The organism is Pseudoalteromonas sp. 1CM17D (assembly GCF_023161805.1).
Lineage (GTDB): Bacteria > Pseudomonadota > Gammaproteobacteria > Enterobacterales > Alteromonadaceae > Pseudoalteromonas > Pseudoalteromonas atlantica.
Window position 1 is genome coordinate 201,860 of the sequence record NZ_JALNTP010000001.1, and the last position, 23,445, is coordinate 225,304.

Annotated in this window: 18 protein-coding genes; 14 read left to right on the forward strand and 4 right to left on the reverse strand. The window is 41.1% G+C overall.

The window, feature by feature from the left end; all coding sequences use genetic code 11:
* The first annotated feature begins 67 nt into the window (after positions 1–67).
* The 10 genes from MSC25_RS00890 to MSC25_RS00935 all read left to right on the forward strand — a co-directional run bounded on the left by MSC25_RS00890 (position 68) and on the right by MSC25_RS00935 (position 11,384).
* Positions 68–355, forward strand: coding sequence for an RICIN domain-containing protein (locus MSC25_RS00890; protein WP_348983526.1), 288 nt, complete (start codon positions 68–70; stop codon positions 353–355).
* Positions 356–496: 141 nt separating this feature from the next.
* The gene (locus MSC25_RS00895) at positions 497–2,818 is read left to right on the forward strand and encodes an agarase (RefSeq protein ID WP_248442135.1); all 2,322 of its coding nucleotides are present in this window, start codon (positions 497–499) and stop codon (positions 2,816–2,818) included.
* Entirely contained in the window at positions 2,805–3,794 is a 990-nt protein-coding gene (locus MSC25_RS00900) for an SMP-30/gluconolactonase/LRE family protein (protein WP_248442136.1), read from the forward strand. The genes MSC25_RS00895 and MSC25_RS00900 overlap by 14 nt, the downstream gene beginning before the upstream one ends.
* 192 nt (positions 3,795–3,986) lie before the next feature.
* On the forward strand, positions 3,987–5,099 hold the full coding sequence (locus MSC25_RS00905; protein WP_248442137.1) for a mandelate racemase/muconate lactonizing enzyme family protein: 1,113 nt from the start codon (positions 3,987–3,989) through the stop codon (positions 5,097–5,099).
* A gap of 9 nt (positions 5,100–5,108) precedes the next feature.
* Positions 5,109–6,131, forward strand: a complete 1,023-nt coding sequence (locus MSC25_RS00910) for an alcohol dehydrogenase catalytic domain-containing protein (protein ID WP_248442138.1) — start codon at positions 5,109–5,111, stop codon at positions 6,129–6,131.
* A gap of 11 nt (positions 6,132–6,142) precedes the next feature.
* The gene (locus MSC25_RS00915) at positions 6,143–6,907 is read left to right on the forward strand and encodes an SDR family oxidoreductase (protein WP_248442139.1); all 765 of its coding nucleotides are present in this window, start codon (positions 6,143–6,145) and stop codon (positions 6,905–6,907) included.
* A 3-nt stretch (positions 6,908–6,910) separates the two neighbouring features.
* Complete coding sequence (gene aldA, locus MSC25_RS00920) at positions 6,911–8,359, forward strand: aldehyde dehydrogenase (RefSeq protein WP_248442140.1); 1,449 nt, start codon at positions 6,911–6,913, stop codon at positions 8,357–8,359.
* A 199-nt stretch (positions 8,360–8,558) separates the two neighbouring features.
* Positions 8,559–9,731 carry a cytochrome P450 gene (locus MSC25_RS00925; RefSeq protein ID WP_248442141.1) on the forward strand — a complete coding sequence of 391 codons (1,173 nt, stop codon included), beginning with the start codon at positions 8,559–8,561 and terminating at the stop codon, positions 9,729–9,731.
* Between the two features lie 56 nt (positions 9,732–9,787).
* Positions 9,788–10,096, forward strand: coding sequence for a 2Fe-2S iron-sulfur cluster-binding protein (locus tag MSC25_RS00930; RefSeq protein ID WP_248442142.1), 309 nt, complete (start codon positions 9,788–9,790; stop codon positions 10,094–10,096).
* Positions 10,097–10,109: 13 nt separating this feature from the next.
* Positions 10,110–11,384 (forward strand): FAD-dependent oxidoreductase, encoded by a 1,275-nt coding sequence (locus MSC25_RS00935; protein ID WP_248442143.1) that lies wholly within the window; start codon positions 10,110–10,112, stop codon positions 11,382–11,384.
* A gap of 9 nt (positions 11,385–11,393) precedes the next feature.
* On the opposite strand, the gene MSC25_RS00940 is transcribed toward MSC25_RS00935, so the two are convergent.
* A complete protein-coding gene (locus tag MSC25_RS00940) occupies positions 11,394–12,242 on the reverse strand; it encodes an AraC family transcriptional regulator (protein WP_248442144.1) in 849 nt (282 codons plus the stop codon).
* Positions 12,243–12,346: 104 nt separating this feature from the next.
* Here MSC25_RS00940 and MSC25_RS00945 point away from each other — a divergent pair, with 104 nt between their 5' ends.
* Positions 12,347–13,165, forward strand: coding sequence for a hypothetical protein (locus MSC25_RS00945; protein ID WP_248442145.1), 819 nt, complete (start codon positions 12,347–12,349; stop codon positions 13,163–13,165).
* A gap of 60 nt (positions 13,166–13,225) precedes the next feature.
* On the opposite strand, the gene MSC25_RS00950 is transcribed toward MSC25_RS00945, so the two are convergent.
* From MSC25_RS00950 to MSC25_RS00960, 3 genes are all read right to left on the reverse strand, one after another.
* Positions 13,226–15,577, reverse strand: coding sequence for an agarase (locus MSC25_RS00950; protein ID WP_248442146.1), 2,352 nt, complete (start codon positions 15,575–15,577; stop codon positions 13,226–13,228).
* An 86-nt stretch (positions 15,578–15,663) separates the two neighbouring features.
* On the reverse strand, positions 15,664–16,773 hold the full coding sequence (locus MSC25_RS00955; RefSeq protein WP_248442147.1) for a 6-bladed beta-propeller: 1,110 nt from the start codon (positions 16,771–16,773) through the stop codon (positions 15,664–15,666).
* A 77-nt stretch (positions 16,774–16,850) separates the two neighbouring features.
* Entirely contained in the window at positions 16,851–17,612 is a 762-nt protein-coding gene (locus MSC25_RS00960) for a phytanoyl-CoA dioxygenase family protein (RefSeq protein ID WP_248442148.1), read from the reverse strand.
* Between the two features lie 234 nt (positions 17,613–17,846).
* On the opposite strand from MSC25_RS00960, the gene MSC25_RS00965 reads away from it, so the two are divergent.
* The 3 genes from MSC25_RS00965 (at position 17,847) to MSC25_RS00975 (ending at position 23,431) form a co-directional block, all read left to right on the forward strand.
* Positions 17,847–18,611, forward strand: coding sequence for an IclR family transcriptional regulator C-terminal domain-containing protein (locus tag MSC25_RS00965; RefSeq protein ID WP_248442149.1), 765 nt, complete (start codon positions 17,847–17,849; stop codon positions 18,609–18,611).
* 404 nt (positions 18,612–19,015) lie between these two features.
* Complete coding sequence (locus MSC25_RS00970) at positions 19,016–21,787, forward strand: TonB-dependent receptor (RefSeq protein ID WP_248442150.1); 2,772 nt, start codon at positions 19,016–19,018, stop codon at positions 21,785–21,787.
* A 75-nt stretch (positions 21,788–21,862) separates the two neighbouring features.
* A complete protein-coding gene (locus MSC25_RS00975) occupies positions 21,863–23,431 on the forward strand; it encodes a tryptophan halogenase family protein (RefSeq protein WP_248442151.1) in 1,569 nt (522 codons plus the stop codon).
* Positions 23,432–23,445: the final 14 nt, after the last annotated feature.

Sequence of the window (23,445 nt, forward strand, 5' to 3'; positions counted from 1 at the left end):
ATCAAACAAAATTATCGCCTTTAAGTAATGGCTTAATTTGGCTTTAAATAACAAACTGCATTAATAAATAAGTAATAATGAATATGCAATTAGCTCGCAGTTAAGTGGTTTGTGCATGCAGATTGAAAACGCCAGTACAAGTAATGGCGCTAAGTTGGAGCAGTGGGTTTGTGATCATGCAAAAGCCAGTCAACGCTTTACTCTCAATAGCACGGGTGATGACTACTTCGAGCTCAAATCAAGTTTAAGTAATAAATGTGTTGATATCGCAGGTAAACTGCAAACATATGGTGCTGATATTGTACAGTGGCAGTGTTATAACGGCGACAATCAACGTTTTCAATTTATTGAATAATACAATTAGCAAAGTTTTTTACACTAATTTAAATTGTTGACAATTAATTGTTATTTATTTTGTGTTGTGTAATTATTCAACATAGTACCTAACCGCTTTTTTACAAAAGCGGTTCTTTAATAATAAAAGAATAGGCTTGCTATGAAACACACACATAAAACCATTTATATCCCAATAGCTCTATTGTTAGGCACTGGGCTTGTCGGCTGTACTAATAATCAACCAGAACAAAGCATACAGCTTAGTAATACTACACAAAAAGAACACATGCTGTGGGATTTTGAAAAAGCTGACTACCAACCTTTTTTAAAAAGCCACAATGCCACTACAAGTCTAATTGAACAGCAAGGCAACCATAAATTAAAGGTTACATTTGCTGCAAAAACGCATCACGAAAGTGATATTGAATTTGTAAATAACCAAACTTGGAATTGGCAAGCTTTAGGTAATTTCGCTTTTGCTTTAGATATTGAAAACCCTGATAAAGTGTCTACCCAGTTATATATAAAAACAATTGATAAAACTGGCAAAGCACAAAGCCGCAGTGTAGTGGTACCCAGCGAATCAACTAATACTTATTATATTGAATTAAAAGGCGCTGATTTAAATATAGAGTCGGGTATACGCTCTAATCCTCCAAGTTGGAAAAGCAGCTACACACCGGTATTGTATCGAGGTGGTGCAAAAAATATTGATGTCAGCCGAGTAACAAAAGTGAGCTTTGGCACAAAGGGCTTATTAGAAGACAAACACTTACTCATTGATAATGTAAGGCTAATAAAACCGACAAACTTTGATACTGAGTACCTAGCAGGCTTAGTGGATAAGTTTGGCCAAAACGCCAAGCGTGACTTTGCCAATAAAGTATCTTCAACTGAGCAGTTAATTGCGGTTTCAAAACAAGAGCAAGCCAATCTTAGCAAAGTCCCTTTAGCTGGTCGCTCTAAGTTTGGTGGATGGCAGGATGGGCCAAAACTTAAGGCTACAGGCTACTTTAGAACCGACAAGTACAATGGAAAATGGAGCCTAGTTGACCCACAAGGCTATTTATTTTTTTCAACCGGTATCGCCAATGTACGCTTAGCCAATACCACTACCATTACAGGTTACGATTTTGATCAAAAATACATAGTACAAAGAGAGCCCGGTGATTTAACCCCTGAAGATTCGATTGGTTTAAACCCTGCACCGAAATCGGCATGGCCATCACGTTATATTAGCTCAGAATTAAGAGCAAATATGTTTAATTGGCTACCCGCTGTTGATGATCCGGTCGCAGATAATTATGGATATCGCCGTGAAGTTCACAGTGGTGCGTTAAAAAAAGGCGAAACATTCAGTTTTTATAGAGCTAATTTACAACGCAAATATGAAACCCAAAACGAACAGGTATTGATGCAAAAATGGCGAGATACCACCATTGACCGTATGCTCACTTGGGGTTTTACCTCGTTCGGTAACTGGATTGATGAGGGTTTTTACCAAGAAGACCGCATACCCTATTTTGCGAATGCGTGGATCATTGGTAACTTTAAAACCGTTAGCAGTGGCAACGATTACTGGAGCCCACTACCAGACCCCTTTGATCCCGCCTTTATTAAACGCGCTGATGCGACGTTAGCAACGCTAGCCGCACAAGTTAAAAATAACCCATGGTGTGTTGGTGTATTTATAGATAACGAAAAGAGCTGGGGCATGATGGGCTCAGTTAATTCGCAATATGGTTTAGTGATTAACACATTAACTGTCAATGCAAAACAAAGCCCCACAAAAGCTGAATTTGTGTCCCTGATGAAAGAAAAGTATCAAGACATATCAGTATTAAATGTAAACTGGAAAACTAATATTTCATCTTGGCAGGAATTTGCCTCAGGGGTGGTTATCCATGATATCAACGAGGCAGTACAAGCTGATTTTTCCGTGATGTTATACCACTACGCAAAACAATACTTTGCCGTTGTTGAGCAAGCGACAGCCAAGCACTTGCCTAATCATCTATACATGGGCGCGCGATTTGCTGATTGGGGCATGACACCTGAAATTCGCCAAGCTGCGAGTGAGCACGCAGATGTAATGAGTTATAATTATTACCGTGAAGGCTTAAATGATGATTTTTGGGATTTTTTAGCCGCACTTGATAAGCCCAGTATTATTGGAGAGTTTCATAATGGGGCGTTAGATTCAGGGCTATTAAACCCAGGCCTTATTCATACTCAGTCACAACATGAGCGTGGCGTTAAATATCAACAATACATGAAGAGTGTGATCGATAACCCATACTTTGTTGGCGCACATTGGTTTCAATATATAGATTCGCCGTTAACTGGGCGCGCTTATGATGGCGAAAACTATAATGTTGGCTTTGTTAATGTCGCAGACATTCCGTATCAGCCGCTTGTCAACGCCGCTAAAGAAGTTAATCAGCAACTATATCAACGCAGGTTTAGTCATGAAGATAACTAAAAGCTTGGCCTTTAGCTTATTTTTAGTGATTACTTTATCTGTATATGCAGAGCAACACGAGGTTAAGCCGCTTATAAAGCAAGGCCCTTATGAGATATGCAATAAAAAAGCGTTACAGGTTTTAGATTTAGATGCAGCGATTGAGACACTGGCATCTGGCTTTGATTGGTTAGAAGGGCCTGTGTGGGTGAATGATGGCCAGTACTTGTTGTTTTCAGATATTCCCACGCACCGTGTGTATCGGTATCAAGAAGGCGAAGGAGTGCAGCTATATTTAGCACACAGTGGTTATTCAAATGGTCTATTGCTGAATCAGCAGAACGAGCTGGTGTTGTTGCAATCGCGCTCACGTCAAGTAGTTAAAATGGCCGCGCCATTAACATCAGCTAAGGCAAACTATCAACAACTTGCTAGCCAATATAAAGGCCAGCGGTTAAATAGCCCTAATGACGGCGTATTTAATCGCCAAGGCCAGTTGTTTTTTACCGACCCTCCTTATGGTTTAGCCAAGCAATTGGACGATCCCGCTAAAGAGCTAAACTTTCAAGGTGTTTATAGCCTAACAGCGGCAGGGCAGTTACAGCTATTAGACAAGACACTGATTTACCCAAATGGCATTGCGTTATCAAAGGATGAAAGCACCTTGTATGTGGCCGCATCCAACCCGCAAAAGCCTGCATGGTATCAATACAAATTGCATAAAGACGGGACGGTAATAAATAAAACGTTACTGCATCAATTGCCTGCTGTTACATCGGATAGCCATGGTTTGCCAGATGGCTTAAAAATACATACAGATAGCGGGATTATTTTTGCAACCGGGCCTAACGGGCTCTGGCTATTTGATGAACAAGGCACGTTATTGGCACGGGTAAGGCTGCCTCACATCAGTGCCAATTTAGCCTTTAATGCTCAGCAAAATCGGGTGTATATCACTGCACATCAACACTTGCTGGCGCTCTCACTAAAGAATTAAGCTAGTAAGGTTCACCATTACAACTCATCGAGCAAGTCAAATCAGTTGATTAACTTGCTCGCGCTTTACTTCAAAGCAAATTTCCGCGTTAAGTTATTTTCATTTTATTAACTATATATCCTTTACAATAAATTTGCGTTATTGTAAATTGTTAACAATAGACAGTATCATGTAAACTAATTTGGTGGCTAGATGAGAAATTCATTACTAAAAATAAAAAGCGTAAAGGTGGAGTATTATCAAATTCCTCTGGCTGAGGTGTTAAGTGATGCTAAACATGGAGATCATACCCATTTTGAAGTGATTGCTGTGCGCATCATGACAAACGACGGCTATGAAGGCATGGGTTATACCTACACCGGTGGCAAAGGTGGCCGTGCTATTTATTCATTATTAAATGATGAAATTAAACCTGGCTTAATTGGCGTCGACTCATCAGCCATCATGTCAATTTGGGATAAATTACAGTGGGATCTGCATTATGTTGGTCGCGGTGGTTTATTAAGCTTTGCTATTTCTGCAGTTGATATTGCGCTGTGGGATATCAAATGTAAGCGGTTATCAGCACCACTGTGGCAAGTCGCTGGTGGTCATAGCGATAAAACAGCGTGCTACGCTGGCGGAATCGACCTTAACTTTGATGAGAAAAAGCTGCTGGCGAATATTCAAGGCTATCTAGATCGTGGCTTTAACGCCGTTAAAATTAAAGTTGGTAAAGCAGACAATAAAGAAGACGTAGCTCGTGTTGAAGCTGTCAGGCAGTTGATTGGTGATGATAGAACGTTAATGGTCGATGCTAATTACTCAATGAACGTAGAGCATGCAATTCGTTTTGCCAAAGCGATTGAAAAATTTGATATTACGTGGTTTGAAGAACCAACCATCCCTGATGACTACAAAGGTTTTGCTCGTATAGCACAGGCGACATCTATTCCTTTAGCGATGGGCGAAAACCTGCACACTTTACATGAATTTGGCTATGCAATTGATCAAGCCAAATTAGGCTTTTTACAACCTGATGCCTCTAATATTGGCGGTATCACTGGCTGGCTGCACGTAGCAAGTCAAGCTTATACCCACAACTTACCTATTTGTAGCCATGGTATGCATGAATTACATGTATCGCTTCTGGCTTCACAACCTCATGCGGGATTTTTAGAAGTTCACTCGTTCCCGATTGATGAATACACAACGCGACCGTTACAACTTGATGATAACGGTAAAGCCTGCGCCCCAGATATTATCGGTACTGGCGTAGAGTTTGACGCGCAATTAGTTAAACCACATTTAGTAAAACAATCATAAGGTATCACTATGCAAGCAGCAGAATATATTGGTAATAAATCGTTTCGTATCGTTGCAGGTCAAGCGATAAAGCCACAAGCAGATGAAGTTCGTTTAGATGTTGGTTTTGTTGGTATTTGTGGTACCGACATGCACATTTACCACGGTGTAATGGATCAACGTGTAAACCCACCACACACCATAGGACATGAGATTTCAGGTGTTGTCGCCGAGCTTGGCAGTGAGGTTACTAACCTACAAGTAGGTGCTCGTGTTGTTGTACGTCCACTTGATTATTGTGGTGACTGCCCAGCCTGTAATGCAGGCCATAGCCACGTGTGCCATAACCTTAAATTTATGGGGATTGATTCAGTTGGCGCATTCCAAAATTCATGGACCGTAAAAGCCCGCACTATCCATAAACTACCAGAGAATGTATCACTTGAGCAGGGTGCACTGATTGAACCGTTATCGGTTGCATGCCACGATATTTCGCGTTCTCGTTTAAAAGCAGGCGAAAAAGCTGTAGTGATTGGGGGTGGCCCAATTGGTCAGCTTGTCGCATTAGTGGCAAAAAGTGTGGGTGCAGAGGTATTGATCTCAGAGGTTAATAACGAACGACGTAAATTTTCGTCACGTTACGATATTGAAACAATTAATCCGCTGGAACAAGATTTACAAGAATATGTGTCTAAATGGAGCGATGGAAAAGGCGCTGATGTTGTGTTTGAAGTATCTGGTGTGCAGCCTGCAGTTGAAGCCATGACCCAAATTGCAGCTGTGCGTGGCCGTATCTGTATGGTTGCTATCCACTCACAAAAACCGCCAGTCGATCTATTTCAGTTTTTCTGGCGTGAGTTAGAGCTGGTTGGTGCACGTGTATACGAAGATGCTGACTTTGAAATGGCAATTGATTTGGTAGCCAGTGGCAAGATTGACTTAGCACCATTTATTACATCTGTGAGTGAACTTGCTGATATTAGCTCTGCATTTGCCAGTATGGATAACAATCCAACGGGTATGAAAGCACTTGTCTCTTGCCAAACTAAGTAATGGAACAAATTATGTTAGATAAATTTAGCCTAAAAGGTAAAACAGCGTTAGTCACAGGGTGTAGTCGTGGTATTGGTAAAGCAATGGCACTGGCATTAGCAGAAGCGGGCGCTGATATCATCGGCGTATCAGCAAGTCTAGCAAAGTCTGGCTCAGATGTTGAAACCCAAGTCTTGGAGCGCGGTCAGCTATTTCATGCTTATCAATGTGACTTTTCATCACGAGAAAGCTTGTATACTTTTATTGAGCAAGTGAAAAGTGAGCACCCTAAAATAGATATTTTAGTGAATAACGCTGGCTCAATCTTGCGCGATCCAGCGGTTGAGCACAGCGATGAATATTGGGATAAAATCATTGAGATTAACTTAAACTCACAATTTATCTTAAGTCGCGAACTAGGAAAAGAAATGGTCTCGCGTGGCCAAGGTAAAATTATCTTTACTGCGTCATTATTAACCTTTCAGGGCGGGATCACCGTACCTGGCTATGCGGCAAGTAAAGGGGCAATAGGCCAATTAACTAAAGCACTTGCCAATGAGTGGGCGAGTAAAGGTGTTAATGTAAACGCTATTGCACCGGGTTACATTGCAACAGATAATACCGAAGCACTCAGAAATGACCCAGAGCGTGCAAAATCGATTTTAGAGCGTATTCCGCAAGGTCGTTGGGGAACACCGGATGACTTTAAAGGGCCAACTGTATTTTTAGCATCAGACGCCTCAAACTACATGAACGGCAGTGTATTGCTAGTTGATGGCGGCTGGATGGGACGATAAAAAATGACAATTAAAAATAACGTAAACTTTATCAATGGTGAGTATGTAAGCTCATCAAATAGCGACACCATCAGCGTGCTCTCGCCAAGTACCGGCGAGCAGGTGGGTGTTATTCCTAAAGGCAGTGTTGAAGATGCACAAACAGCCCTTGAAACAGCGACTGTTGCACAAACTGCATGGGCACAAAAAACGGCACGTGAACGTGCCACAATCCTACGCCGTTTTGCACAAGGTATTCGTGATAATAATGAGCGCCTAGCTGAGTTATTAGTACAAGAGCAAGGTAAGCTGATTGATGTGGCTCGTATGGAAGCCAATGTCACAGCAACGTTTATTGAATATGCATGTGATAATGCCTTAACAATCAAAGGGGATATCATTCCTTCAGATCACGAAAACGAAAAAATCTATATTCATAAAGTGCCACGTGGTGTGGTTGTGGCAATCACAGCGTGGAATTTTCCGCTGGCGTTAGCTGGTCGTAAAATTGGCCCTGCACTAATCACCGGTAATTCTATCGTTATTAAACCAACGCAAGAAACGCCATTAGCAACTATGGAACTCGGTGAAATTGCTAACCAAGCGGGTGTTCCTGCTGGCGTACTTAACATTGTTAATGGTACTGGCTCTGTGGTGGGTCAACATTTATGTGAAAGCCCGCTGACAAAACTGATCACCATGACCGGAAGTACCCGTGCAGGGCAAATTATTCATCAAGCCAGCGGTAAGCATTTAACTCCTGTTATGCTTGAGCTTGGCGGCAAAGCACCGTTTATCGTAATGGAAGATGCAGATCTAGATAAAGCTGTTGACGATGCTGTTACAGCACGATTTGCAAACTGTGGTCAAGTGTGCACCTGTGCAGAGCGTTTATATGTGCACAGTGATGTATACGACAGCTTTATTGAAAAGTTCATCCCTAAGGTTAAAGCCTTAAAAGTGGGGGACCCGATGGATCCAACATCAGAGATGGGTCCTAAAGTAAACCAGAGTGAAATTAATAATATTCACTCAATTGTTGAAAAAGGCATTGCTCAAGGCGCGAAGCTTGCCACTGGCGGCAAAGTCGCGACGGTGGCAGGATTTGAAGGCGGAAACTGGTACGAACCCACGGTACTTGTGGATGTTGACCAAGATAATATTTTAGTGCACGAAGAAACCTTTGGCCCAATATTACCTATTATTAAAATCAATAGTATTGATGAAGCGATTGCATACACGAATGACAGTGAATACGGTCTATCAGCTTATTTATACACAAAAACATTGGATTACATTCACCGCTCTATTGCTGAAATGGAAGTAGGCGAAGTGTATGTAAACCGTGGTTTAGGTGAGCAGCATCAAGGTTTTCACAATGGTTGGAAACTAAGCGGTATGGGCGGTGAAGACGGCCAGTACGGGTTAGAGCAATACCTTGAGAAGAAAACAGTGTATTTAAATGAGAAGTAATTAGGCAGGGTGGATTCTCTCACATTTGCCCACCTAAAGCCGATGCAGTGCATCGGCTTTTTTGTGCTTGTGTGTTTTTTAACAAAAAACAAATAGGACATGAAATTACCATTTTTAAGCGTTAGTTGTGTATTTTGAGCAAAAATAACGGACTAGTATGGTTCATCAAATTTATATTTTACGGTGAAGGTATTAAGTCATGACAACAAAAAACACAAAGGTGAGTGAATTTGCCGATGCATTTAAAGGGCAACGTACCGCAACAGGCATAGGCCAAATGGATGACCAAAATGATCCCGTAAATATGATATTAGGTTTAAAAGAAGTACGAAAAGCCGCGCATAATTGTACCGTGTTTCAATCAGGTGCCAAACCTGGCCGCATTGTTATTCCTTCTGAAGTTGCAATTAGAGAAACCCGGCAAATTCCCTTTGAAGTTGACCCACCTGAGCATGGCGGTGTTCGTGAGTTATTAAACCCGTGGTTCAAACGTCCGTTAGAAGAGCAATACCAAGCGCGTTTACAACAAATCATAGATGACACTATTGAACATGCTCTGAATACCGAGACGATTGAAATTGTCAGTGAATTTGCACTGCCACTGCAATCGAAGGCACTGACATTGTTACTTAATACCCCAATGGATACAGCACAAACATGGATTGATTGGGGAACACATGTATTTCGCAGTGAAGACAGTAATCTAGATGGCGATAAAGCCAACATTCTGTACGACTACATAGATCAACAAATTGATAAAGCAGTGGCGCAACCTAGTGATGATCTGTACTCAGTATTACTGGCAGCCAAGGTCAATGGTCAAACCATGACCAAGGAGCAAGTTAAAGGGGTCATGATCCTAACTTTTGCAGGTGGCCGCGATACCGTCATCAATGCTATCACTAACTCAATGGCTTACTTTAGCGAACACAGTAGCGATTTACAGCGTATTTGCAATGAACCAGAAATCCTTAATCGTGCGGTGGAGGAGTTGCTTCGTTATTTTTCACCCTTAACGCATATGGGGCGAGTATCCACACAAGATACACAGGTTTGTGAGCATGCGATAAAAGCTGATAGCCGTATCTCTTTGTGCTGGGCATCAGCAAACCGTGATGAAAACATCTTTAAAAATCCAAACCATGTAGATTTTGACCGTAAAGTAAACCCTCACGTCAGTTTTGGCTTTAGTCATCACAGCTGTTTAGGAGCCACTCATGCGCGACAAATATTACGTCAATTGGTGTTATCTCTGGCTAAAAAAGTTGCCAGCATAGAGACAGTTAAAGCCGACGAAAATATTGAACAGCTTGGTGAATTTTCAAGAAAAGTCGGCTTTAACAGCCTTCACGTTCGTTTAACCGCTAAATAATTAATCGATAACAAAGCGCACTGTAGCAAGTGTCAGTAAAAAGTAGAGGAATAATCATGGCTAAAGTAATTTTTATGACCCAAAGTAATGGCGCAATTGCAGTGGAAGGAAACGGTGGTTCGTTAATGGAACTTGCGGTGGCAAATGGTGTATCAGGCATTGATGGTGATTGTGGCGGAGTGTGCTCTTGTGCAACCTGTCATGTTTATGTTGCCCCTGAAGATTTTGAGAAAGTGGGAGCCGCGGATGAAATTGAAAGCGACATGCTCGAACTTGACGATAACGTGACTGAATATAGTCGGTTATGCTGTCAAATTGAGGTATCGGATGTCATCGATGGCATGACATTTGTGGTGGCAAATTAATCGGTAAATTCTTATGCAACATATAAATACAGAGCAAAACGACATTGATTTAAATGTAGTCGTCATAGGTGCCAGCTACGCAGGTGTTAACTTTGCGTTTAATTTACGCCAACAGGGCTGGCTTGGCGCTATTACACTGATTGATAGCGACCCTGAATTACCTTATCACAGACCGCCGTTATCAAAAAAAAACTTGCAAGCAAGTGACACAATTGCCAGCCCATTGAAAGCAGAAAAAGCTTATAAAGATAACAATTTATCGCTGTATTTAGGGCAAACGGTTACAGCCATCAACAGTGAAACAAAAACAATCACATTAGCATGTTGGCGGTTAATTACCTTTGACAAACTTGTTATTGCCACGGGCTGCTCGGCGTTTATTCCTGCGATTAAAGGCTTAAATGAAACTGTTGATGCTCAAGGAAGTCGTCAGTATTTTGCTATGCGAACCTTTGCTGACGCAAAGGCGATAAAAGCTGCGCTTAATAACAGTCGCGATAAACAAGTCGTGATTATTGGCGGCGGGTATATTGGGCTTGAGTCAGCATCGTCATTTGTTGCATTAGGTGCCAATGTCACTGTGATTGAAAAGCAAGACAAAATATTATCCCGGGTGACCTCTGCGGTGATGTCTGACTTTTTAACTGATTTACATAAAAGCAAAGGGGTAAATTTACAAACCAGCAAGGATGTAGTCGAAATAAAACACCAAAGCAATAAACACATCGTGGTATGCAGCGATGGCAGTCAATACCCCGCTGATTTTATTCTAGTGGGTGTGGGTGTAAAGCTAAATACCCAATTGGCAAGTGCTGCGGGGATAGAGGCCGATCAGGGAATTAAAGTAAATGAAGCGTGCCAAACATCCCATCCTGATATATTTGCTATCGGTGATTGTACTCGTCATTTTAGCAAAATTTATCAGCGATGGATCCGTTTAGAATCAGTCCAAAATGCGGTTGATCAAGCCAAATCGGCGGCCATGTTTATTGCTAAGCAACAATACACGCCCGCGGCTGTGCCTTGGTTTTGGTCTGATCAATATCAATACAAGTTACAAATTGTGGGCTTAGCAAATGGATATAATAAGCTAATAGTGCACAAAGAAACACCAGAGCAGTTTTCTGTTTGGTATTTTCATGATGACACCTTGTTATGTGTTGAAGCAGTTAATAGTAGCAAAGCTTATGTACTAGGGACGCAAGCGCTAAAACAAGGGCTATCAGTCAATAAGGCGTTATTAAGGATCACAACAGCATTAAGTAAAACCTTATTACAGAGCACATAATTGCGCTTATTAGCGCAGTTGTTGACGATACTGTAGCGGCGTGACTTTGAAGTGAAACTTAAACTGTTTAATGAAGTAAGAAGGACTGGAAAAGCCTAAATCATAAGCAATATCTGTGACTGATATATCAGTTTGACCCAATAATCGCGCAGCGTTATATAACTTATGTTGAATAAGGTAATCGGAGTAGGGAACACGAAAGTGCTTTTTAAAAACCCGAGAAAAATACGACGGCGATAAATGACACATATCAGCGGCTTGCTCTAACGAAACGTTAATACCGTTATGGGTCTTCAATTGTTCAATAATCGGCGTTAACTTTTTAAAGCTTGCTAAGCCAGAGCGCGGTTTATTGAGCGTTGCCGCGCCATTTTTACCGTACTCGCAAACGAGTGTTATAAGGCTATTAAACAACTGCTTACAGGTTTTGCTTTTAGGGTTTTGGTTGTATTCGCTTAGCATCCAGGCTAATAAGCAGTGCAGCCTTTGTTGTATTTCGACACAGAAACTAAGATGCATACCCGATTTAAGCAGCTCGGTAAATTCGTTTAAAGCCGGGTCATTTAGTTGCTCAGGCATAAATTGCACTATATACCAAGATTTAGACCGCGGGTTTAACTCAAAGTCATGGGTTTCCATTGCTGGTGTAAATACGGCCTCATAATCAGATAGCTTTGACTCGCCCTGATGATAGAAATAAGTGCCATCGATGCGCTCAAAAAAGATGAATTCATGGACCTGATGAAAGTGCATAAAACAGGAATAAGCATCGTGCTGCAAGTAACTGACATGATGAATTTCAAAATCGTAGCCATCCTTTATGGTAAATGGCTCGCAATAGATTGCAGGCTTAGACATATGGTTTATTGTTAACAAAACTTAGTTGAAGTGTATCGCGCCTTATTAAAAGCTGCAATGTCTGATAAGCCAAATTGAATATTAGATACCCTGAAGTAGAAAATATGGAATTAAAGTTTTTATGCCCTTACTGGGGTTGTGAAGGAATAGCCGCAGAGCAGTTTCTTGCCCGCGTACTCGCTGCGGGTTTTGATGGGGCTGAAATTAACTTCCCTGATGACGATGAGTTTATTGCAACCATTAAACGTGCAGCTCGTGAAGATAACTTTGTTGTGGTTGCTCAACAGTGGCTGGCTGCTAAAGCAGAATCGTTTGCACAGTACCGAGCTAGGTTTAATGCGCGACTACGCTTTCTTGCTACACTTAACCCTGTGTTTATAAATTCACATACAGGGAAAGACTTTTATAGTTTTGCGCAAAACAGCTTATTAATAAAAGATGCGTTAGCGTTAGAACGTACTTTAGCAGTGACAATTACGCACGAGACTCACAGAGGGCGCTTTAACTATGCCGCTTTTGCTACTAAGCCTTACCTTCAACAATTTCCAGAGCTAAAATTAAACGCAGACTTCTCCCATTGGACTAATGTAAGTGAAAGCTTGCTTGAAGAGCAACAAGATGCCCTATTAGCAGCGCAACAGCAGAGCTACTATATTCACGCAAGAGTCGGGCATACTCAATCCGCGCAAGTAAATGATCCCTTAAGTAGCCAATGGCGAGAAACATTAAACCTGTATGTACAATGGTGGCAAACGCTCATCGACTTAGCAAAAGCACGAGGTCAGCAAACATTTTATATTTGCCCAGAGTTTGGTCCTTGGCCTTATATGCCGAATGAACTCAATTCTAATAAACCAATAACAGAGCAATGGCAACTGAATGTTGCTATGAAAGATTACCTAAAGCAGCACTTGGTTGTGTAACTAGAGGGTATATTTTATAACCGGCTTTAATTAAAAAAGCCGGTTATATCAGCGTTTGTACTATTTCCCGTAGCGTTTTTCGTACATGGTCGATGTGACGTCTTTTACCGCCTCAATCATTTTAGGGTAAGGAATATCGGTGCCCGTGACAAAGCCGATATTGGCATTTTCACCATCAAAGGCTCGCCCAGATACCGGTTCATCAACATACTGAAACCAATGCGCGCCTACCATATAAGGTTTTTCGAGAACGCTTTGCATGTATTTTTTATACATGGCTGCACGGTCAGTTTGATTCGCTGCATGGACAATGCCTGGATTGAACAAGCCAGAGTCGGTTGCAGTTCCGATATGAAACTCGCCAATAACAACGGGTAAATCAACATCTTCTAAAAATTGCCAATAATGATCTTGCATGCCTTCTTCGTAAATATTAAAGCTTAACACATCTGAGTATTTTACAGAGGCTTTAATAATTTCATCGGGCATACCCCAATTAGCCATGCGAGCACCCATATATAAATGATTAGGGAGCTTTTTAGCTAAGGTGCCATTAACCACTTTAAAGTATTGCTCGCCGAGCATTTCTAGCATTTTAGAAATATCAGCTATTTGTGCATCGCTGTAAGTGGTAAATGTTACGCCCTTGTCGAACTCATCCCAGTTAGCGATATCACTTTGCCATGCTTTATTTAATGCAGTAATTGAGCTGTATTTTTGTTTAAGGTGCGTAGTAAAAGCATGCTTAGCAGGGCTATTCGCTGCATTTTTAGAAAGTGCATCGAGTATGATCCCATAACGCTTTTCAACACTGCCTTCACGCTCGCCCCAACTTTTCTCGTTATCTATAAAAATACCGATACACCAAGGTGATGCTTTAATTTTTTGTGCTATAGCATCGATTGTTATTTCGGCGCGTTTTTTAAATTCAGGGTCGTATACGTCAGGCATTAAACCCCAGTGGTTGGTGTGGCCAGAAAGGGTTTTAAAATCACCAATAATCCAACCGTTAGCAAAATAGGGCACTGATTCTTTATCATAAAAAGCTGGGTCGACCCAGTTACCAAACGATGTGAACCCCCAATCCTTCATGCGGTCAAGTGTTACATCATGCCATTTATCTATGTACGATTTAGGTGATGTTTCGCCGTAGCGACGTTGTAAATTTGCACGATAAAAGCTGTATGTTTCGCCATGTGCCACGGGGCCTTTATGGGTTGAGCGTCGGTAGCTGTAATGCTCGCTCAGTGGCTCATTGTAATCCGGCAGCCATTGGAACATATTATGACGCAGCTCAGAAGTAATAAAGCGGCTCTGGCGAGCTTGCTCTGAGACTTTAACAATGCCCATAGAATCTTCGGGGGTGATTTCATCACTGCTGCGATTACGTACTGAGTCGTCTTTAAAGTCTACCCCGGTAATTGTTGTTAGGTTAGCCATACGGACATTAGCGGGACCATGAGAGAAAAATAAATACCCTTCAGGGTCGACCATCCACCATTTACCGTCTACTTTTTCAGTTCTGAAATAGCCTGTAGCCTCTAACTTAGGACCGTTGGCGTAACCACCAAATCGTGAGCGGTCGCTCATGCCTTTGGATTTTGCAAGTTCAGCTAGTTCAATATCAGCCAAACGTTTAAGCTGCTCATCTGATGTGATTGTCAGTGCATTGGTTTGTTTACTGTATTGACCATATTTGTCGATGATATTAACCATCCAATTTGGATCAGATGGTGGGTTTTCTCTTAGTTTGATATCGCCAATTAATATTGACTTATCTTCTAACACGCCGATAGTGAACAGGTTCATTGCGCTAATTTTAGTAAAGTCGCCACCATCATCACGCCAAGAGCGCCACACCATTAAGCGATCTTTTGTTTGCCAAGGTGGCGCATCTCCCCACATACCGGCATTTGTTTGTGCTTCTTTGCCAGCTAAAGGAAAATACACCGTCCCTTGGTAATTAGCAGGTAAACTCACTGAGCGACTTTGTAGTTGACCGTGTGGGTTTTCTAATGACAAGTAAACATGTATAGAGTCTGAGCTGGTGTTTTGTACATCAAATGCCAAATTATAGTTATTATATGCCGACACGTCCCACGGGCTCGGTGGAGCTATTTTTAGCTCAGAAATATTTCCCTGAGCTGAAAAATTTAACGCTAATTGTTTATTATTTGCTGATTCAATCAATTGATGAGATGTGTGACTATCAAAAAGCCAACTTTGCTGTTGTTGATCTGAAAAATCAACCAGCTTGGTCAGTGTTTCTACCTCAGTAAATGGATCTGCTTGTGAGTTAACTGATGGCTCTTGCACAGGCGCTTTATGTGTATCGCTGCAACCATTGGCAAACACACAGGCTAAGCTTAGCGCAATTAAATTAAGTGTCATTGAAGGGCGAGGTGTTGTCATTATAGTTTGGTCCTGTTGTAAACTAGAATGAATAACATACGATCATTGTTAACAATAAACAATGATCGTATGCATATTTATCACTATTAATTCTGTTTTATTAACTTCATTGGGTAGCTGTTGGACGAATTCCATTGGCCAACATATAAATTGTCATCTTGATCTACACAAATACAGTGCACATGATTAAATACTTGCCAATCAGTTTGCATCGGTTGTAGTTGACCGTCCTGATAAACAGGTTGTGGTGCACCCAAGTTAGCGATGATTTTATTTGTTTCGTCAAAAATACTAATAAAACCTGAATCATCGGCATTGCGATTATCAACGTGTGACCAACACACCGGCGCATAAAAAACGGATCCCTTGAATACGGGACCACCAATGTAGGCGCCATTAGCACTGATTTTTTTAAGGTATTGGCCATCTAAAGAAAATACTTTTAAACATTGCTCAAACCGAGAGCTTACGAGCAAAGTCGGGTTATTTTCATCACGTAAGTCAATTTCAATCCCGTGCGTATTTTGTAAGTTGTAGTGGCTATCGCTGTTATCGTGTCCTCCCCAGTGTTTTATATAGCGGCCTTGTTTATCAAAATGAAGTAAAAAGTCGCTACCGTAGCCGTCGGTTACATACAAATCGCCATTCGGGGCAATGGCGATATCAGTAGGGCGAAAAGGTTGCTCAGGTGAATAAGCGCCATAAGTTTGTGGGTGGCCAATTGTGTAAATGAGCTTGCCGTCTAGGGTCATTTTGGCAATAAAACCAGCTTGTGGTATTACATTGTTGGTAGGGCTATCCCATTGTTCTTTGCTGTGACCATCCCAATGTCGGTTTACGACCCAGCCACTATCGACCACATATAAATACTCTTGCTCGCCTTCTTGCACAATTTTAATGGCATGGCCACCTGGGAACAGGGTACCAAATGCATCCAGTAACTCACCTTGTTGCGAGTAAACTAAAATGTTATTGCGCGTGTTATCAGTGATCATAAAAATACGCCCTTGCGAGTCCATCACCATGGCGTGACAATTTTCGATGGGGTAGTCTTCGGGGTCTAATTTACCCCAGTGCGCATCTATCTTGTATTGGTAGTTACCATGACCCACTATTTTGCCATGCGGGTCTTGTCCGTTTTTTGGTATTGCGTGAGCAATTTGTTGTTTTTGTTGTAAAGTTAACTGTTGGATCATTGTAATTTCCAAATAAAAAAAACCAACTCAAAGTAAGGGCTAACAATCTTTGAGTTGGTTTGGCTAGAAAAGGGTGGCTATCCTGGGTGATTTAAAATCGCATCCTCATCAACCCTATCGAGAGGATAGTAAATCGCTTCATTTTCTTTAAATGATTGATTGCTGACGGCATTATAGGCACAAATCATTGACCAACGTGGCTCAGACGCTCTATTTTGGTTAGATTTATGTAGCAAATTACAGTGGAAAAACAACACATCGCCAGGCTCAAGCTCAACGTTAACCAGCTCATGATATTTCATGGCCTCTTCGACAAACTCTAAGCACGCGCCTTTTTGATCGCCAGTTTTACTGTGATCTAAACGCCCTAAATGATGAGAGCCTTTTAAAACTTGTAAGCAGCCATTTTCAATCGTTGCTTTATTAATCGCCACCATACAACTGATTGCTTTAGGGTAAAGCATATAGTTATCACGATGCCAGTAACCAAAGTCTTGGTGCCATTCCCAAGCACCGCCTACAAAGGGTTCTTTCATCATAATTTTGGTGCTGGTATGGTAAACCTCTTCGCCGATGAGGGTTTCACAGACATCAACTAAACGACGGCCACGGGAAAACATACTGTAAAAGTCATCTCCCGTTTTTTGCCATAAACACACTTTACTTACTGCACCATCGGCATCTTTTTTATGCCATGCTCGCTCGTATAACGAATCGTCGTTAAAGGCGGTTTGTTGTAGGCGCGCAATTTCTTGCTCATTGTAATAGCCTTTTGAAATAACGTAGCCGTCTCTATGAAAGTCAGCAATTTGTTGTGGTGTGAGTTGTCTGTTGTTCATAACTGGGTGTCCTGTTAGTGACTATTTGTTGTAAATTGTTGACAATGATGTATCGGTTTATTTAACCGGTCAAGCTGTAATTTATATAAAAATATGGTATTTATATATGAATGATGGTGAAATTAATTAACTAATTGTTTCTACATAAATTCATTGTAAATACGGTAGAAAAATTATTTTTTAATTCATATATGAAGATGGCAAATTGATTAATTTTTGCGCTGATGGTGGCTTATGAACACAAAAGTAAAAAATAAATACGCAGTTCCCGCGTTAGATAAAGGTCTCGATATCCTTGAGTATTTGGCGCTCAAGGGCAGTGCATGCTCACAAAGTGAAATAGCGGCTGGGCTTGATCGCAGTGCAAATGAAATTTATCGGGTTTTGGTCGGCTTAGAGTCTAGAGGTTATTTAATTCGGGATGAATTTTCTGGCCGGTATAGCTTATCTTTAAAGCTTTATAACTTATCCCGTTCTATTTCACCTATAGATCAAGTGCGCCAATGTGCTATTCCATATATGGAAGACCTAGCAGTCAGTTTAGGGCAGTCGTGCTACTTAACTATGTTGTATCAAAGCCAAGCTATGACGGTAGTACAAGCTCGCAGCCACAGTGCGATGCATTTGAGCATTGCTGAGGGATCACTATTTAAGTTGTATCAATCAACACCTGGCAAACTGCTGTTAGCAAATAGTAATAGTGCAGTACGAGAGATGCTTATTGATCATGATGACGTTTACAGGGAATACAAAAAGCAAAATGAAATCTTAAACGATTTAAATATAATCCAAGAACAAGGATACATAATACAACGCAACCCACTTATTAATGGTGTTAACGACTACAGCTTTTTAATAGGGAAGCCTGAAGCAACGTTAATAGCAGCACTCACAATATCGTCATTCGAAACCCCCTTTTACGATGCGCTTAACCAGCAAAGTATTATTACTGAGCTAAAAGCGGCCGCTAATAGCATTACTTCTATATTAATAAGATAAAGCGATTAACTTATATCACACCTTTTGTGATAAGCAGTTTGGCAAAGTTATTTCATTACTTATTGTGTAACAATAAAACATAAGCATTAAGCACCCATGCTCTATAAAGAGTATTTGTTACTCAATTAAAAAATCCTAGCTTATATCACTAATTTTTAGCGCTATTAATATTACTGGGCGCTCAACTTCTTATTTTTATACCTCCAGTCCCCGTATTTGCTCTTAATTCACGATGATTAAAAAATGCCCATAAATTGTAAAATAAATACGCAATTTATTTGACTTATGTAGCAAAGTTACTTTACTGTAAAGTTAATTGTTAACAATATTATGGTAACAATAAGGCATCTCGTTAAATATTAAACAACAATTACACTCTACAAACACATTATTTAGGTGCAAAAATGACTCACACACAATTTAAATTAAATGCGATTTGCGCAGCTATGCTACTCACATCCACATTGGCTAATGCTGAGCAACAAAACGATACAGCAGCGCAAAATGATTTAGAAGTTATACAAGTAACCGGTATCAGAAGTGCTCTTAGTAAATCTGCATCAATCAAACAAACTTCATCGGGTGTGGTTGATGCCATTTCGGCAGAGGATATCGGTAAATTACCTGATACTAATTTAGCAGAATCATTACAGCGTATTAGCGGCGTATCTATTGATAGAGCCAATAACGAAGGTAACCAAGTAACAGTGCGTGGCTTTGGTCCTAGCTTTAACTTAGTGACTTTAAATGGCCGCCAAATGCCGAATTCGTCGGTATTACAAGAAGCCGGCGTGTCACGTAGTTTTAATTTTAGAGAAATTGCAGCTGAAAGTGTCTCTGGTGTAACTGTTTATAAAACAGGTAAAGCGAATGTCGCATCGGGTGGTATTGGTGCAACCATTGACATTAATACCGCCAAACCATTTGATTACGACGGCTTTAAAGCGTTCGCGAATGTTAAAGCGATAAAAGACACCAGTTCAGAAAAATCCAATGTTACACCTGAAATATCCGGCATGATCAGCCAAACATTTGCTGATGATATGTTTGGGGTATTGTTGTCAGTTTCTCACTCAGAGCGTGAAAGTGGTCGTGAACGCGTTGGTACGTCGCAGGGGTGGGTTAAAAATCGCGCTAAACCAGATGGTGTAGATAGCAGCGCTATTGATACATCAGCAAACCCCACTGGGACCTATTGGGTGCCTTGGACCCCAGAAATGGAGCGCTTTGAAACGGAGCGTACCCGTGATAACGCTCAATTAGTATTACAATTTGCCCCTACACATAATATAACTGCTACGTTTGACTACACTTTATCGCGTTTTGAAGAGATCAGTGAAACCAATAAAATGTCGTTTTGGTTTGATAATCCAGGCGGTACAGCAGATCAAAATGGTACTTTAGTGGATATCACCAATGCCAATGATGAGCTTAACTTTTGGGCATGGGAGCTTTATGAGAAAAAAGAAAACGACTCTTTTGGTTTAAACTTAGCGTGGCAAGCATCTGATTCGCTTAAATTAAGCTTTGATACCCATGATTCAACCTCTCATTCGAACCCTGACGGTACAACGGCCGAAACAATTGCAAATTTAAAAAATGTGCCTGGTTCAGTTGATTTGATTGGTGCTAACTTCGCAACTGAAGTGCCCAGTATTACTATTGATGACTCATCATTATCGGGCGGTGCTTATAATCCTGATAATATCGTATCTGATTTATATCAGCGTCGCGGCTACGAGATGAAAAATAACATCAAGCAATATCACGCCAGTGGTATGTGGGAAAACTTAAACAGCGGTGCAATTTCAGCGATTCATTTTGGTGCTATGTACACGGATTATCAAATTGATACTTATTTATCCGAGCAATTCTCATTTGTAGATATTCCGTTAGATAGCTTAGGGTTGACGTTTGATGACGCAGCAGGTTTTGCTGATGGTTTTTCAGGCTCTGATCAACTATTTCCTTATATGCCAAGATACAGTGCCCATGACTTTGTGGATATTGTTAAAAACGAAGGTTTATTTTTAGAGCCTAATGTTTCTACTAATGGTGTACAAGAACAAACAATGGCGTTTTATGTGTCATTAGATGTAAGTACTGAGTTTAATAATATTCCAATTGATATGAATGTTGGGGTACGTTATGAAAGCACGGATGTAACCGGTTATTCTGTGAAACCAGCGATCATCGCGCTTAACTATCGCCATGCTGAAGAGCTACGCCCTGTGTATGCAGATGAAGCCACACCCCAAGAGCTGGAAGGTGAATACACGCGTATTTTACCAAACCTTGATTTAAGTGCTGATCTAGATAACGGCTATAAAGCACGTTTTTCATACAGTAGAACGTTAGCTCGTGCAGGTATTGATGCTATGTTCCCATCTACCACAATTAATGCACGTCCTGGAGGTCCATTTGATGCCTCACAGGGTAATCCAAATCTATTACCTATTACCTCAGATAACTTTGACTTCTCGTTTGAGTGGTATGGTGATGATGGCAGCTATGCATCTGTAGGTTACTTTAAAAAGTTTGTTGAAAACTTTATAGGCGCAGGGGTGGTACAAGGCACACTTGATGACATTAACGGTGAGCCGCTGCGCGACCCAAGTGTAAACCCGCGTCCTGGCTGCCCTGACAGCAGCGATGAGCCTAACCCAGATTGTTTGAGCCAACCGTCTGATCCGGTTGTTACCTTTGATATCTCAACACCTGATAACCTACAAAATCGTGAAGTAGATGGTTGGGAATTAAATGGTCAGTACATGATTGAAGATACAGGTTTTGGTGTTGTTGCTAACTATACCATAGTTAATAGTGATGAAGAGTTTGATCCGTATAACTTTGATCAAACTATTGCACTGGCAGGCTTGAGTGACTCTGGTAATCTTGTTGGTTTTTATGAGAATGACGACTTCGAAGTGCGTCTTGCTTATAACTGGCGCGACGAGTTTTTACTTTCGCTTGGCACAGAGCCTACGTTTACTGAAGCCTATGGTCAGCTAGACTTCAACTTTAATTACACCATTAATGAATCGTACTCAGTTAATTTCGATGCGTTGAACTTGACTGACGAAACCGTTCGTCGTCATGGTCGCTTTAGCGAGCAATTGATCTCTGCTGAGCAATATGGTCCACGTTATAGCATTGGTTTCACGGCTAAGTGGTAATAAGCTAAATTTAAAGAGCAAGGCACTGCTAGTCTTGCTCTTTTTATCGGCTATATAGCAATAATAGAGGTTGCTATGAATGACACATTAAAATCAATTGTAATAGTCGGTGGTGGAACCGCTGGTTGGTTAAGTGCAGGGATTATTGCAGCCTATTTAAAAAAACATCACAGTCTTAATTATCACATTACATTAGTTGAATCAGCTGATATAGCAACGGTTGGCGTCGGTGAGGGCACATGGCCGACCATGCGCAGAACGTTACAAAATATGGGGGTTGATGAAGCACAGTTTATTAATCAATGTAATGTATCATTTAAACAAGGTGCCAAATTTGCCAACTGGCATAGCACAAAAGAAAACGACTTTTACTACCACCCGTTAATGATGCCACAAGGGTTTGCAGATAATGATTTAGCGGCAGCTTGGCTTCGCCAAGACACTGACTCAGCAGCACCGCATAACCATTTTGCAAATTTTGTTTGCCCACAACACGCATTGTGTGAGCACAACCTAGCGCCTAAAGCCCTAACAACTCCACAATACAGTGGTGTGGCAAATTACGCATATCATTTAGATGCAGGCCTATTTGCCACATTTTTAAAAAATCATTGCATTAACCACTTAAACGTAACACATGTAGTGGCCAGTGTTTTATCGGTAAATAATAACGCTAATGGCGATATACACTCCTTAAGTTTGGATAATAACACGGCGCTTTGCGGCGATTTATATATAGATTGCTCAGGGTTTAAATCTTTACTATTAGGTGAAAATTTAAAAATCGGCTTTAAATCATGCAAAGACATTTTGTTTGCTGATAGCGCATTAGCAGTACACATGCCGTATGACGATGAAACTCAGGTGATTAGTTCACACACCATCTCTACAGCACAAACAGCAGGTTGGATATGGGATATTGGCTTGCAGACACGTCGTGGAGTAGGGCACGTTTACTCAAGCCGCCATATCAGTGAGCAAGAGGCCAAAGAGCAGCTTTTTGGTTACTTAAACATCTCGCCCGCTAAGCGGGCTGACTTTAATGTGAAAAAAATTAGTTTTGAACCAGGACACAGAGAAAAGTTTTGGCACAAAAACTGTGTGGCAATTGGTTTGTCGGCTGGATTTATAGAGCCATTAGAGGCGTCGGCCTTATTGCTGGTGGAAATATCCGCTAACTTTATAGCAGAGCAATTACCAGCTAACCGGCAAGTCATGGATATAACTGCCGCACGATTTAATCGCACCTTTAGCTATCGTTGGCAGCGTATTATCGATTTTTTAAAGCTGCACTACATGTTAAGTGAGCGAACCGATAGCCTTTTTTGGCAGCAACATTGCGCTGAGCAAAGTATCCCGCAAAGCTTACAAGGTAACCTAGCATTATGGCGAACACATATCCCTAATGACAACCACTTTGATTATTCTGTCGAGGTATTTCCGGCAGCAAGCTACCAATACGTACTGTATGGCATGGGCTTTAAAACGGCGACGACCCATTATGGTAATCATCCTCGCGCGATTAAAAAAGCGCGCAATCTAGCAGCTATAAATACCAAAGACACGGCTGAATTAGTGAGTAAATTACCGGATAACCGCACATTATTAAAACAAATCAAGCAGTATGGTTTACAAAAAATTTAGCTAAATCACCGCAT